This is a genomic window from Lawsonibacter sp. LCP25S3_E2, assembly GCF_052117285.1.
Taxonomy (GTDB): Bacteria; Bacillota; Clostridia; order Oscillospirales; family Oscillospiraceae; genus Lawsonibacter.
Genome location: NZ_JBQKJL010000001.1, coordinates 137,108 through 149,247, shown reverse-complemented (window position 1 = coordinate 149,247; position 12,140 = coordinate 137,108). Strand labels below are relative to the sequence as shown.

Annotated in this window: 18 protein-coding genes; all 18 read left to right on the top strand. The window is 59.2% G+C overall.

Going from position 1 to position 12,140, the window contains the following annotated elements; translation table 11 throughout:
- Positions 1 to 14 precede the first annotated feature (14 nt).
- The 18 genes from ACTQ3R_RS00810 (at position 15) to ACTQ3R_RS00725 (ending at position 12,135) form a co-directional block, all read left to right on the top strand.
- On the top strand, positions 15 to 782 hold the full coding sequence (locus ACTQ3R_RS00810) for a hypothetical protein (RefSeq protein WP_441777590.1): 768 nt from the start codon (positions 15 to 17) through the stop codon (positions 780 to 782).
- The gene (locus ACTQ3R_RS00805) at positions 775 to 1,629 is read left to right on the top strand and encodes an ATP-binding protein (RefSeq protein WP_441777591.1); all 855 of its coding nucleotides are present in this window, start codon (positions 775 to 777) and stop codon (positions 1,627 to 1,629) included. The genes ACTQ3R_RS00810 and ACTQ3R_RS00805 overlap by 8 nt, the downstream gene beginning before the upstream one ends.
- A gap of 13 nt (positions 1,630 to 1,642) precedes the next feature.
- A complete protein-coding gene (locus ACTQ3R_RS00800; RefSeq protein ID WP_441777592.1) occupies positions 1,643 to 2,047 on the top strand; it encodes a hypothetical protein in 405 nt (134 codons plus the stop codon).
- On the top strand, positions 2,034 to 2,630 hold the full coding sequence (locus ACTQ3R_RS00795) for a DUF6273 domain-containing protein (RefSeq protein ID WP_441777593.1): 597 nt from the start codon (positions 2,034 to 2,036) through the stop codon (positions 2,628 to 2,630). Before ACTQ3R_RS00800 ends, ACTQ3R_RS00795 begins: the two co-directional genes overlap by 14 nt.
- Entirely contained in the window at positions 2,623 to 2,877 is a 255-nt protein-coding gene (locus ACTQ3R_RS00790; protein ID WP_441777594.1) for a hypothetical protein, read from the top strand. Before ACTQ3R_RS00795 ends, ACTQ3R_RS00790 begins: the two co-directional genes overlap by 8 nt.
- Positions 2,874 to 3,701, top strand: coding sequence for an MmcB family DNA repair protein (locus ACTQ3R_RS00785; protein ID WP_441777595.1), 828 nt, complete (start codon positions 2,874 to 2,876; stop codon positions 3,699 to 3,701). The genes ACTQ3R_RS00790 and ACTQ3R_RS00785 overlap by 4 nt, the downstream gene beginning before the upstream one ends.
- Positions 3,694 to 4,104, top strand: a complete 411-nt coding sequence (locus ACTQ3R_RS00780) for a hypothetical protein (protein ID WP_441777596.1) — start codon at positions 3,694 to 3,696, stop codon at positions 4,102 to 4,104. Before ACTQ3R_RS00785 ends, ACTQ3R_RS00780 begins: the two co-directional genes overlap by 8 nt.
- The gene (locus ACTQ3R_RS00775) at positions 4,092 to 4,358 is read left to right on the top strand and encodes a hypothetical protein (RefSeq protein ID WP_441777597.1); all 267 of its coding nucleotides are present in this window, start codon (positions 4,092 to 4,094) and stop codon (positions 4,356 to 4,358) included. The genes ACTQ3R_RS00780 and ACTQ3R_RS00775 overlap by 13 nt, the downstream gene beginning before the upstream one ends.
- Positions 4,355 to 4,729 (top strand): hypothetical protein, encoded by a 375-nt coding sequence (locus ACTQ3R_RS00770; RefSeq protein ID WP_441777598.1) that lies wholly within the window; start codon positions 4,355 to 4,357, stop codon positions 4,727 to 4,729. The genes ACTQ3R_RS00775 and ACTQ3R_RS00770 overlap by 4 nt, the downstream gene beginning before the upstream one ends.
- Positions 4,730 to 4,902: 173 nt before the next feature.
- A complete protein-coding gene (locus tag ACTQ3R_RS00765; RefSeq protein ID WP_021751096.1) occupies positions 4,903 to 5,157 on the top strand; it encodes a hypothetical protein in 255 nt (84 codons plus the stop codon).
- Positions 5,154 to 5,672 carry a 3D domain-containing protein gene (locus ACTQ3R_RS00760; RefSeq protein WP_441777599.1) on the top strand — a complete coding sequence of 173 codons (519 nt, stop codon included), beginning with the start codon at positions 5,154 to 5,156 and terminating at the stop codon, positions 5,670 to 5,672. Before ACTQ3R_RS00765 ends, ACTQ3R_RS00760 begins: the two co-directional genes overlap by 4 nt.
- Positions 5,673 to 5,752: 80 nt before the next feature.
- Positions 5,753 to 6,160, top strand: a complete 408-nt coding sequence (locus ACTQ3R_RS00755; protein ID WP_441777600.1) for a hypothetical protein — start codon at positions 5,753 to 5,755, stop codon at positions 6,158 to 6,160.
- A 14-nt stretch (positions 6,161 to 6,174) separates the two neighbouring features.
- Complete coding sequence (locus ACTQ3R_RS00750) at positions 6,175 to 6,576, top strand: single-stranded DNA-binding protein (RefSeq protein ID WP_441777601.1); 402 nt, start codon at positions 6,175 to 6,177, stop codon at positions 6,574 to 6,576.
- Positions 6,577 to 6,605: 29 nt separating this feature from the next.
- A complete protein-coding gene (locus tag ACTQ3R_RS00745; RefSeq protein ID WP_441777602.1) occupies positions 6,606 to 7,115 on the top strand; it encodes a hypothetical protein in 510 nt (169 codons plus the stop codon).
- 177 nt (positions 7,116 to 7,292) lie between these two features.
- A complete protein-coding gene (locus ACTQ3R_RS00740; RefSeq protein WP_441777603.1) occupies positions 7,293 to 7,820 on the top strand; it encodes a terminase small subunit in 528 nt (175 codons plus the stop codon).
- Positions 7,798 to 9,069, top strand: a complete 1,272-nt coding sequence (locus ACTQ3R_RS00735; RefSeq protein ID WP_441777604.1) for a PBSX family phage terminase large subunit — start codon at positions 7,798 to 7,800, stop codon at positions 9,067 to 9,069. The genes ACTQ3R_RS00740 and ACTQ3R_RS00735 overlap by 23 nt, the downstream gene beginning before the upstream one ends.
- A gap of 14 nt (positions 9,070 to 9,083) precedes the next feature.
- Positions 9,084 to 10,577 carry a phage portal protein gene (locus tag ACTQ3R_RS00730; RefSeq protein WP_441777605.1) on the top strand — a complete coding sequence of 498 codons (1,494 nt, stop codon included), beginning with the start codon at positions 9,084 to 9,086 and terminating at the stop codon, positions 10,575 to 10,577.
- Complete coding sequence (locus ACTQ3R_RS00725) at positions 10,564 to 12,135, top strand: minor capsid protein (protein ID WP_441777606.1); 1,572 nt, start codon at positions 10,564 to 10,566, stop codon at positions 12,133 to 12,135. The genes ACTQ3R_RS00730 and ACTQ3R_RS00725 overlap by 14 nt, the downstream gene beginning before the upstream one ends.
- The last annotated feature ends 5 nt before the right edge of the window (positions 12,136 to 12,140 follow it).

The window sequence follows — 12,140 nt, the reverse complement described above, 5'->3', positions numbered from 1 at the left end:
AGGTGGTGTATACAATGCCCAGCCGTATCATTAAGGAAACGATCATCATCAGCGAGTCTTTGACCGCGATCAGCGCCGAAGCCGAACGGTTCTTCTGGCGCCTGGTCGTGAAGGCCGACGACTTCGGCCTGTACTATGGCGACCCCCGTATTCTGGCTTCCCTGTGCTTCCCCCAGAAGCCCCCTTCCGAACAGAAAATCCGGTCCTGGCTGAACGAACTGGTTCGGGAAGACATGGTGGGGACCTACACGGCCCCCGAAGACGGGAAGAAGTACCTGAAACTTCTGAACTGGGGCAAATGCCAACAGACCAGGGCGAAGTCCAGCAAATACCCTGAACCGTCTTCGTTTGATAGCAAATGCAAACAGGCGAATGGAAATCAAATGCTTGCAAATGTCCCCGTAAACGTAAACGTAAACGAGAACGAAAACGGAAACGATAACGAAAACGAGAAGCGCGCCCATTCGGGGCGCGGGGCGGCGGACGGTTTTGACCGGTTCTGGGCTTCTTATCCCAGACGCGTCGGGAAGAAGGACGCCGTGGCCGTCTGGAAGAAGATCAGTCCTGACGACGCCCTTGTCGACCGGATCGTGGCCGGCGTGGAACGCTGGAAGCGGTCCGAACAATGGACGAAGGACGAAGGCCGCTTCATTCCCTACCCCGCGACCTTCCTTCGCGGCGAACGCTGGAACGAGTCCGACGGCGTGAAGCCGGCCGCCGTTCCGCCGGCGGCGAAGGACTACGGCGACGACGACTTCCTGGGCGGTGACGGCCATGAATGACTTCACCGACGTCCTGGAAACCATCGCCCAGAACGCCAGACGCGGCCATGAGCGCGCCGGCGACTACCGCGGCGAAGACGGCCTTCTGTATTGCAGCCGGTGCCGCACCAGGAAGGAACACCGCCTGGAACTGGACACCGACCCGCCGAAGGTGGTCACGGTGCCGGTCATGTGCAAGTGCGAGGAAGAACGCCAGGAAGCCCAGCGCAAGGAGGAAGAGCGGATCAAGTTCCGCCAGGACTGCGAACGGCTTCGCCGCGACGGGATCACAGACCCGTCCTATCTGGTCAACACCTTCGCCCAGGACGACAACCGGAACCCCGCCGTGTCGGACGTGTGCCGGAAGTACGTCGACCACTGGGACGAAATGAAGGCCGACAATATCGGAATCCTGTTCTATGGCGGCGTCGGGACCGGAAAGTCCTTCCTGGCCTGTTGTATCGCGAACGCCCTGATCGACCGCTGTGTGAAGGCCAGCGTGACGAACTTCCCCCGCATTATGAACCGCCTTCAGGGCTTCGGAGAGGACAAGCAAGGCTTCCTGGACAAGCTGAACCGTTATGACTGCCTGGTGATCGACGACCTGGGCGTCGAGCGGGACACGTCCTATTCCGTCGAGCAGATTTACAACGTCGTCGACGCCAGGTCCCGTTCAGGGAAGCCCCTGATCGTGACGACGAACCTGTCCCTGGACGACCTTCGGAACCCGTCGTCTATGGGCTACGCCCGTATTTATGACCGCGTCCTGGAAATGTGTCCGATCAAGTTGAAACTGGCCGGCGACTCCCGAAGGACCGTCAACGCGGCCGCGCGCCGCGACAGGGCGAAGGAAATCCTGGGAATGTGAAGGAGGGCCGCAAGTGGAAACCTGGAAAGTGACGATCCCTGGCCTTTTACCTGGCCTGAACGAGTACATAGACGCGGAACGCGCCGTCAAGGGCAAGTACAAGGCCGCCGCCATGAAGAAACAGGCCGAAAACGTGATTGGCTTCATGGTGAAGACACAGCTTCGCGGCGTCCGCTTTGACCGGCCGGTGATCATTCATTACCGCTGGATCGAGCCGAACCGCCGCCGCGACAAGGACAACATCGCCTTCGCGAAGAAGTTCATTCAGGACAGCCTGGTCCATGCCGGCGTCCTGGTGAACGACGGCTGGAACCAGATTGAGGGCTTCACGGACGACTTCGCCGTGGACCCGAAGAACCCCCGTGTGGAAGTGTCTATCGAGATATTCGAAGGAGGAAAACGACATGGCAAATATTAAGACTTTGAAGGACCTGGCCCCTGGGACCGTCTTCGACGCCGGTCCGATCGACGTCCGCGTCCTGGATCACATGACCAACGGAACGACCCTTCTGATCGCCGACAAGGCGGTCGCGTGGCGCCCCTTCTCCATGGAACCCCTGAAGACCCGTCCGGAGGAAGCCCCTACCCCTTATCCGAACGACTTCAGCCTGTCCTATCTGAAGGACGAACTGAACGGCCCCTTCCTGGCGGCCTTCGACGCCGCCGGCGGCCCGATCCGTTCCGCGAACATCGTGGAAGCGGCCTGGTCCCTGGCTGACCATCGCGGCGGCTTCGGCTACGGCAACATGAAGGCGAAGATCAGCCTTCTTCCCGAAGCCCTGTTCCTGAAGTACAAGGCCCTTCTGGCCCTGGACGACTGGTGGTGGCTTGTCACCCCGTACGCCGGCAACGCGTACTACGCGCGCTTTGTCCGCACGGACGGCAGTCTGGACAGCAACCTTGCGTGGGACGGCCTCAACGGCGTCCGGCCGGCTTTCTTCGCGGAATCTGGAATCATTCTGGAATCCGACGGCGGCAAAGCGGTGGAAGGCCATGAATAATCCCGCGACGACCAGTGAGTGGATCGGCCGGCGGCGCCTTCGGGCGTCCGTCGACCGGACCCTGGGCGTGAAGGTGCCGAAGGCGGTCTTCGACGAAGCGGAAGCATACGCCAGACGGAAGATGGCCTTCCAGAACGAAGCCCTGGGCCTGGACCGCGGTGACGAATACCTGGAACTTCTGATCCCCGACGTGATCCGCGAAATGGCCCTGGCGGCCAGGTATGACGGAAGGAGGGCGACAGCGTGAGTGAGGACAAAAAGTGGCGCGCTGACGACGTCAAACGCGCGATCGCGCACCGACACGCGTCGGATATGTTCTTCACAGAGGTCAAAGACGGCCCGACGCAGATTGTGAACCACCACAGCCGGATCGACGCCCTGGCGGTCAAGCTTTCCTGGACGAACTTCGCGATCATCGGCTACGAAGTGAAGGTCGCCAGATCGGACTTCCTTCGGGACGAAAAGTGGCGCGCCTACCTTCCCATGTGCAACCAGCTTTACTTCGCCGTCGCCCCTGGCGTCTGTGATCCTTCGGAGGTTCCGGAGTGTTGCGGCCTGGTGACGGTGACACAGTCCGGCAACCTTCGGACAGTACGGAAGGCCCCCTGGCGCGACATCGAACCGCCGGTCGAAATGTTCAAGTATCTAATGTTCACTTATATTGGGCCGTACTTCTTGAAGGATAAGAACCTTCCCAGGGGCGAACGCCTTCTTCCGTCGGAGAACGCGGAGTTTTTCAAACGGTATCTTGAAGACAAGGAAGACCTTCGGACAGTCGGCCGGCGCGCGCGGCGGAAGATCGGGAAGGAAATCGAAGACCTTCGCATGGAAAACCAACGGCTGAAAACCTGTCTGGACGATCAGAAGACCGCCCAAAAGGAACTGGGCGACATATACCGCGCCCTGGGCGTCAGCCCGTGTTCGTGGGCGGCAAGTAGTCAGGCCGTGAAGGCGATCGAGCAGATAAAAACCGGCGGCGTGACGCCGAAAATCCTGAACACCGTTCGGAATATCGCGGACCAGGTCGAAACGGTGAAAAAATATCTGGAAGGCGGTGCAATCAATGAATGAAGGCGTTTTCGGTAAGAACGCGGACTTGGCCCAGCGGCTGAAGGACCGAATCGCGTTCCACGCCAACGAACACCGGCACACATACGAGATCGGGAAGTGCGTCATGGATGCCCTGGCCCTGGACCTTCTGGCCGACTTCCGTGACGCCGGCGGTGTGATCCTCCCTGTGAAGCCGAACGGGACCGTCTGGCTGATCCGGCGGCGTCGCGTCGTGTCGGCGACTGTCATGTTCGTCGGAGCGGGAGCGGACGGCCTGACGTCCTTCAGTGTCCTTCGTGGACGCCTGGGAACGACGGCCTGGTCGTCAGAGCAGTTCACAGAACACGACATCGGGAAGACGGTCTTCCTGACAAAGGAAGCCGCCGAAGCGGCCATGGAAGGCGGCGGATCATGGAAGGAATAGTCCGCGACCGCTGTCCGCTGTGCGGCGGGAAGATTGTCGTTTCCGACCTGTATCAGACCTCCCGTGACTTTGAAGTCCGGAAGGGCGGGAAAGTGTCCAGACGCTACACCGTCACCGACTGCGGTCCGATGGAAGTCAGCGTCGCCGGCTGTGCGGACCGGTGCGGCGCGTACTGGGACGCCGATTCCTTTTATATCGGAACAGATTTGAAGTTCTACGATCAGAAATACCCTGAAGGAAGGCGGCAAACGTGAACAAGTGCGGCGACTGCGAGTTCTTCGGCGACTATGACAAGATAATCGTCGGACCATGGGAACCAGTCCCTGGGACAAATGGCCGGCAGTATAGGACCCCGTATCTGGGATTCGATGAATCCGCCGGTACGATTTGCAAACGCCCACGGACAGGAACGAAGACCCGTGTCTATGCGGAAGTGCCGGCCTGTCCACACTTCGAGCCGAAGACCTGGACGCGGCCGGAATATTGCCACGACTGCGACCGAAAGCACGGTGAAATGACGGACGGTTCGATCCTGTGTGACGGTTGGCCTGAATACCGAAAGGAAGGCGACACCGCCTGTCAGAACGGAAAAATCGCCTTCGGGAAGAACCTGTCCCTGTTCTGACACCATGAAGAGCCGAAACGCCCCGCCAGTCCCGCCGGCGATCCAGTATTCCATATTTGAAGGCGGCGACGCCTTCGTCTGCCCATTCTGCTGTGCTGACCTTGCACGGACCGAAGCCGGAATCCAGCGCAAGTGTCCGGAGTGCGGACAACCCATAGAAAGGAAGCAAAGCCATGATCGGAAGAAGGCGTAAGAACTTGCCGAAGTGGCGCTACGACTTTAACTGTCGGAAGTGCGACAATATCCAGTTCATCGACGACCCCGCGCGCGGCCGCCTGGGCGACTACTGCGTGGCGTGTGTGGAAGCCTTCGACCAGGGGCGGCCGAACCCGATCCACGCCGACGACGACCGCGTCGTCCGGTGCGATTGCTTTCGGCCGATCCCCGAACCGGAAGAGGAAGAACAGAAAGAAGGTGAACCCACATGATGAAGCGTTTTCTGACCGGCGTCCTGTCCATCATCGCGGGAACGGCCCTGGTGCTGACGTCCTTCGCCGGTGCGTGTTCCGAATACGCCGGAAGTGTAAACGGACCCCCCGCCCAGGAAACACCGCCAGCGGCCTTCCAGGGGCCTTCTGGAACCCTTTCCGAAACGGAAACAGTTCCGGAGTCTGACCCAGAACTGGAACCGGAGTGGATCGAAGCCGTGGCGACCGCGTACTGTCCATGTGAACGGTGCTGTGGTTCCTGGGCGCTGAACCGGCCGGACGGGATCGTCTACACCGCCAGCGGCGCCGAAGCTGTCCAGGGCGTGACGATCGCCGCCGACTGGTCGATCTACCCGCCAGGGACCGTTCTGTTCGTGGAAGGCCTGGGCGAAATGGTCGTCCAGGACCGCGGCGGAGCAATCCAGGGCCAGAAGATCGACGTCTACTTCGAGAGCCACGACGACGCCCTTCAGTTCGGCCGCCAGAATGTCCGATTCTACATAGTGAACGACTGAAAGAAACTGAAATCAAATGATAGCACGTGCAAGCGGACGAAGTCCGACTTGCTATCGTGCAGAAAGGAAACAGAACAGACATGGAGATCAAAGACATCGTTCAGAAGGCACACGACAACGCCGTCAAGCACGGCTTCTGGTACCCACCCCTTCCCTTCGGGACGGCGATCGCGCTGATCCATAGCGAACTTTCCGAAGCCCTGGAAGAGGAACGCGCCGGCCGGCCCCTGGTCTGGTATCATTGCACGGAGGGCGACCCGTCCCTTCCCTGCGACCCCGCGGACGAAACCGAGTGCTTCCAGTACGGCCACGAAGACGCCTGTCAGTACAGAAACCAGAAGCCCGAAGGCGTGGCCGTGGAACTGGCCGACGCCGCGATCCGGATCGCTGACCTGTGCGGCCACGTTGGAATCGACCTGGACGCCGTGATCGCGGAGAAGATGGCCTACAACGCCGGTCGCCCCTATAAGCACGGGAAGCGGTTCTGAAAGGCGGCGACACCATGAATCAAGTTCAACTGATCGGCCGAATGGCCCGTGAACCGGAATTAAGGCGCACGGAGAAGGGGACGCCTGTCGTGTCCTTCGCCATGGCCGTCGACCGCCGCTTCCAGCGTGACACCGTGGATTTTGTGGACTGCGTGGCATGGCGCGGGACGGCGGAGTTCGTGAACAAGTATTTCCGCAAGGGGAAGCGCGTCGCCCTGACCGGTTCGATCCAGGTCCGGAAGTGGAAGGACAAGGAAGGCAACGACCGGAAGACGGTCGAAGTGGTCGCCGACTCCGTGGAGTTCGCCGACGGCAAGGACCAGGGCGACGGTTCATACGCCGCCGACCAGATGGCCGCCGCCGCGGACCAGCAGTTCACGGAGGTCGAAGACGACGACGGAGAACTTCCGTTCTGACATACCCCAGAAGAAAGGCGGTGAAACGCATGGATCAGAATGAAAAGGAAGAGAAGCGGAAAGCCTGGGTACGCTTCCGCGTCATGGACGTCCTTCGCAACCACGACCAGGAAGCGCGCGTCATAGAATCCCAGATCGCGGCGGAGCGGTCCGCCCTGGCCGAAGACCTGAAGGAAATCCTGGAATCCGCCTTCCCTTCCAGCCAGCTTTCCGACGCCGGCGTCCGCGTCCAGTCCTCCCCAGACCCAGACGCCCGAATGGTGAACATGGTCACACGGACGGAGAAGCGCCGGAACACCGCCGACCGCCGGATCGGCGCCCTGGAACGTCAGGCCCAGCAGATCGAAGACGTCCTGTCCGCGATCCTGGACATGGACAGTCAGTCGAAGTGCGTCCTTCTGGCCCTGTATTACCCCTTCCGATCCTACAAAGAAGCGGCCGACTTCCTCCACATGGCGAAGGCCACGATCTACCGCCAGAGGAAAACGGCCCTGGACTCCCTATTCGCTACCATGTATAAATCCGATTCCTTCCGCTGAAAGACGAATACAGGTGAATACAAATGAGACTTTCAATCTGCAAATCCGTGTGGTAGAATTATAGTCGGGAACAGCGTGTTCCCCCTCCTTTTGAATAGGGTACAGAAAGACGTCCTTTCGGGGGCGTCTTTTTTGTACCCGCTTTCAGAGGATCACGAAGAAAGGACGGTGTGAATCATGGCGAAGATCACGAAGAAGAATGAAGTCTTCTGTGAAGAATATCTGATCGACCTGAACGCGACCCAGGCCGCGATCCGCGCCGGATATTCTCCGAATACCGCGGGAAGTATCGGTTTTGAATTACTGAAGAAACCTGAAATTCGCGCGCGCATTGATCAGGCGATGGCCGAAAGGTCGAAGCGGACGGGGATCAACGCTGACCGCGTCCTTCGCGAACTGGGAAGGATCGCCTTCCTGAACCCGAAGGACGTGATCGACCTGAACACGGCTGAAGTCCTGGACACGGCCAACGACGACGACCTGGCCGTGATCGCCGGTGTCAAGGTGAAGTATGTCCCACACAAGGACTTCGATGAAGACGGCGAACCTGTCATTGAACAGGCAATTGAACGCGAAGTGAAGATGGCTGACAAGCTGAAGGCCCTGGAACTGTGTGGTCGTCACCTGGGAATGTTCAAGGACAATCCCGAAGGGAACGCGCCTGTGACGGTGGTGATCAACTATGACTACGGCGGCGAAGGTTGAGTTCAAGGCGTCCGCCCAGTTCAACCCCGTCTTCCGCCCTGTCAACGAATGGCGCGGCCGCTACCGCATTTTGAAGGGATCGGCCGGTTCCGGAAAATCAGTGAACATCGCCCAGGACTACATAGCGAAACTGTCTGACCCCGCCTATACCGGCGCGAACCTTCTGGTAGTCCGAAAGATCGAGGAAACGAACCGCGATTCCACCTTCGCGGAACTTCAGGCCGCGATCTATCGAATGTTCGGCCCATACGCTGACCGCTTCTGGAAGGTCAACCTGAACCCCCTGGCCCTGGAATGTAAGATCACGGGGAACCGGATCATATTCCGCGGCGTGAAGGACCAGCGCCAGCGGGAGAAGGTGAAGTCCATCACCTTCAAAAACGGAAAACTGGTCTGGATATGGTGCGAGGAAGCGACGGAACTTCTTTCAGAAGACGTCGACATTCTGGACGACCGTCTTCGCGGCAAGCTGGACGGCATGAATCCGAACCTGTACTACCAGATCACAATGACCTTCAACCCCGTCAGCGCGACGCATTGGATCAAGGCCAGATACTTCGACAAGGCCGATCCGGACGTCCTGGCCCATCATTCCACCTATAAGACGAACCGGTTCATAGACCCCGCCTATTATCGCCGCATGGAGCGCCGCAAGGAAGAAGACCCTGAAGGCTATCGCGTCTATGGCCTGGGCGAATGGGGCGAACTGGGCGGCCTGATCCTGACGAACTTCGAAGTCCACGACTTCAAGGCCAACATGGACGCCTTTGACGCCTTCTACTACGGCCAGGACTTCGGCTATAACCACGCGAACGCGATCCTGGGCGTCGGCTGGAAGGACGGAGAAGTCTATATCTGTTCCGAAATCTACGTCTTCGAGAAGGACACCGAAGAGATCATCGGCCTTGCAAATCAGGCGAAGGTCGACCGGCGTGTGGAAATGTTCTGTGATTCTGCGGAGCCGGACCGGATCAAGACCTGGCAGAAGGCCGGCTTCCGTGCCTACCCTGTGAAGAAAGAGCCTGGAAGCGTGAAGGCACAAATCGACTGGCTGAAGGGCCGGAAAATCCACATTCACCCTTCCTGTGTGAACGTCCTGAAGGAAGTTCAACAATGGAAGTGGAAAAAGGACCCGACCACGGGCCTTTATATCGACGAACCCGTGGAGTTCATGGACGACGCTATGGCGGCCCTTCGCTATTCCGTCGAACGACTCCGCCGCGGTTCCGCTATTGAAGTTTTGAAATAAGGGAGTGACACCACATGGCCGAATATTCCGTCATGGACAGGATCAACATGATTATTTCCGATCCGGACCACGCGACAATGACCCTGGCCCAGATCGTGACCGAAGAGATCAGGGAGTTCAAGGCGTCCGAGCAGTACGCGAACATGATCCAGGCCGAAGCCTATTACAGAAACCGGACCGACGTCCAGCGGAAGACGAACGACGTCGCGAACCGGTCGAATACCAGGATCGAACACCCGATTCTGAAGAAGCTGGTCGACCAGAAGGCGAACTACCTTCTGGGGAAGCCCTTCACCGTGGACACGAAGAACAGTTCCTACGGCGAAGCCCTGAACGACGTCTTCGACCAGACCTTCCGCCGGAAGATCAAGTCCCTGGGGAAGGGCGCCGTGAAGTCCGGTATCGCGTGGCTTCAGCCCTACTTCGACGACGGGAAACTGGCCTTCATGCGAATCCCGTCCGCGGAACTGGTCCCGATCTGGCGCGACGCGGAGCGAACGAAGCTGGACGCCTTTATTCGCTTCTATGACCAGGTGATCTACATCGGCACCAGAAAGCACACGATCACCCACGCCGAACTGTGGTGGACCGGCGGCGTCAAGTATTTCAAAACCGACGCCTTCGCCGGCACCATCGCCGGCGACTTTATCGTCGACACCGAACACGGCGACGAAACCAACGACTACACCGAACCCCATTTCACCGTCGGCAACAAGGCCTACAACTGGGACACCGTCCCGATCGTCTGGCTGAAGTACAACGAAGAGGAACTTCCCCTTTGCTACTTCATCAAGGACTTGATCGACGACATCAACTGGCAGACGTCCGTGACCGCCGATGTTCTCCGCGACGTGGCGAAGTTCATCTATATCCTGAAGAACTACGGCGGCCAGGACTTGGGCGAGTTCATCAAGGACCTGAAGGAACACATGGCGATCAAAGTCACCACCGACGGCGGTGTGGACAAACTTCAGGCCGATCTTAATATCGACGCCGTCATGGCCTTCCTGGATAAACAGCGCCGCGACGTCTACGACTTCGCCGCGGCCGTCGACACGAAGGACCCTGACCTGGGGAACGCGTCCGGAACGGCGATCAATTTCCGCTATATGGACCTGTCGTCCGACTGCGATTCCCTGGCGACCGAACTGAAGGACACCTTCCAGCGCCTGAAACTGTTCATCGACGTTTACCTTCAGATCGCCGGCAAGGGCGACTTTTCTAAGGAAACTTTCGACATCGTCTTCAACATGGACCTTCCCGTCAACGAAACCGACGTGATCCAGAACGCCGTCGCCAGCGAAAGCCTTCTGTCGAAGCGGACGATCCTTCAGAACCACCCCTGGGTGACGGACGCCGACGAAGAAATGGAGCGGATCGACGCGGAGAAGAAGGCCGCTATGGAGGAATACGGCGAAGGCCTGTTCGGCGACGCCCTGGGCGCCGGCAAGGGCCAGAACAACCAGGGCGACCCCGTGAATGGCGGTGGAGCCGATGGCGACGAATAACCGTGACTACTGGGCCGAACGCGCCCTGACGCGTGAGAATGAAGCCTATCTTCGCGGCGCGAACCTGTCGGGGAAAATGTTCAGGGAGTACGAAACTGCGGCGAAGTCGATCCGAAGGCAGATCGACAGCTTCTATTCGAAGTACGCCGGCAAGTACGGCCTGACCTACGACCAGGCGGTCCGCCTTCTGTCCAGGAAGGAGTTCCAGGAGTGGAAGGCTACCCTGGGCGACTATGTCGCCACCATCGAAGCCACTACCGACCCCAGCGTGAAGGCGGTCCTGAAGGCGCAACTGGACGCCCTGTCGGCGAACAGTTCCATTTCCCGCCTGGAAGCCCTTCAAGGTCAAATCGACCTGATCCTGAACGACCTGTGGAAACGCGGCGTCGAGCAGATGAAGGAAGAACTGGGCGAAGGCTTCGTCGAAGGGTACTACAAGAAGTCCTATGACCTCCAAAGCCGCGCCGGCTTCTACAATGAGATCGCGAAGATCGACGCTTCCGCCGTCGAAGACGCCGTGTCCTATCCCTGGTCCGGCGCTATGTTCTCCGATCGCCTGTGGCAGTCGAAACAGGCCCTGGTCTTCAACACCAGGGAGATCATCACCCAGGGCCTGATCCAGGGAAAAAGCGTGGGTGTCATGGCGTCCGCCCTTTCCTCCCGAATGGGCCAGTCCTACAAAAACGCCGAACGCCTGATCCGCACCGAAACCGCCCATATCCACGCAGAAGCCGACAGAAGGGCCTACAAGGAAGCCGGCGTCGCGGAATATGAATATATGGCCGCGGTCAACGAACGCACCTGTGACACTTGCGGCGGCCTGGACGGCCGGCGTTTTAAGGTGTCCGACGCGGAACCTGGCGTCAACTACCCGCCCATTCACCCGAACTGTCGCTGTACGACGGTCGAATATGACCCCGAAGAGGCCCTGGACTGTCTGAACAGCGGGGAGCCTATGCCGAAGCGGACCACCTATCAGGAATGGTACAGCCGGCAGACGGCCGCGAACGGTCAAGGTTCGGTTGAAGTCGAACGGAAGAAAGCGTATAATATCAAGTCAGACCGGGAGCAATTCGACGCCTTCCTGGGCGTCCTTCCGGACGGCGAAGTCCCTTCCACCCTGGACGCCTTCCAGAACGTGAAATACACGAATCCGGAGAAATGGCACCAGATGAAGGCGAAGGTCCGCCTTTACAACAGCACCGCCAGCCGTGGCGCCCTTCCCGAAGCGGCGTCCGCGTCAGCGCCCCAGGACAAACTTCAGGGCTACCTTCTGAACCATGAACACCCCCGCGGGAAGGAAAAGGCCCATGTGATCAACCAGGTCCTGGGCTACAATGTGGAAAACTGGGAAACCTTCCAGAAGAAACTTCTGACGGAGGTCCAGAAGTCCACTGTGACGAAGACCGTGTCCACGCAGTTCGGCGAACGGTACACCGTCCCCGTGATCCTGTACGGCCGGAAGGACCGCTTCCTTCGCCTGAACACCGTCTGGCAGATCGACAACGGCGGGAAGGCCCCGCATTTCATCACGGCAACGCCGGAAAGGAAGAAGTGACAGCC

Coding starts and splice junctions, on each gene's coding strand:
- ACTQ3R_RS00765 (WP_021751096.1), top strand. CDS start 4,903: ATGATCGGAAGAAGGCGTAAGAACTTGCCGAAGTGGCGCTACGACTTT.
- ACTQ3R_RS00775 (WP_441777597.1), top strand. CDS start 4,092: ATGGAAGGAATAGTCCGCGACCGCTGTCCGCTGTGCGGCGGGAAGATT.
- ACTQ3R_RS00795 (WP_441777593.1), top strand. CDS start 2,034: ATGGCAAATATTAAGACTTTGAAGGACCTGGCCCCTGGGACCGTCTTC.
- ACTQ3R_RS00730 (WP_441777605.1), top strand. CDS start 9,084: ATGGCCGAATATTCCGTCATGGACAGGATCAACATGATTATTTCCGAT.
- ACTQ3R_RS00780 (WP_441777596.1), top strand. CDS start 3,694: ATGAATGAAGGCGTTTTCGGTAAGAACGCGGACTTGGCCCAGCGGCTG.
- ACTQ3R_RS00810 (WP_441777590.1), top strand. CDS start 15: ATGCCCAGCCGTATCATTAAGGAAACGATCATCATCAGCGAGTCTTTG.
- ACTQ3R_RS00735 (WP_441777604.1), top strand. CDS start 7,798: ATGACTACGGCGGCGAAGGTTGAGTTCAAGGCGTCCGCCCAGTTCAAC.
- ACTQ3R_RS00725 (WP_441777606.1), top strand. CDS start 10,564: ATGGCGACGAATAACCGTGACTACTGGGCCGAACGCGCCCTGACGCGT.
- ACTQ3R_RS00805 (WP_441777591.1), top strand. CDS start 775: ATGAATGACTTCACCGACGTCCTGGAAACCATCGCCCAGAACGCCAGA.
- ACTQ3R_RS00740 (WP_441777603.1), top strand. CDS start 7,293: ATGGCGAAGATCACGAAGAAGAATGAAGTCTTCTGTGAAGAATATCTG.
- ACTQ3R_RS00745 (WP_441777602.1), top strand. CDS start 6,606: ATGGATCAGAATGAAAAGGAAGAGAAGCGGAAAGCCTGGGTACGCTTC.
- ACTQ3R_RS00750 (WP_441777601.1), top strand. CDS start 6,175: ATGAATCAAGTTCAACTGATCGGCCGAATGGCCCGTGAACCGGAATTA.
- ACTQ3R_RS00760 (WP_441777599.1), top strand. CDS start 5,154: ATGATGAAGCGTTTTCTGACCGGCGTCCTGTCCATCATCGCGGGAACG.
- ACTQ3R_RS00755 (WP_441777600.1), top strand. CDS start 5,753: ATGGAGATCAAAGACATCGTTCAGAAGGCACACGACAACGCCGTCAAG.
- ACTQ3R_RS00790 (WP_441777594.1), top strand. CDS start 2,623: ATGAATAATCCCGCGACGACCAGTGAGTGGATCGGCCGGCGGCGCCTT.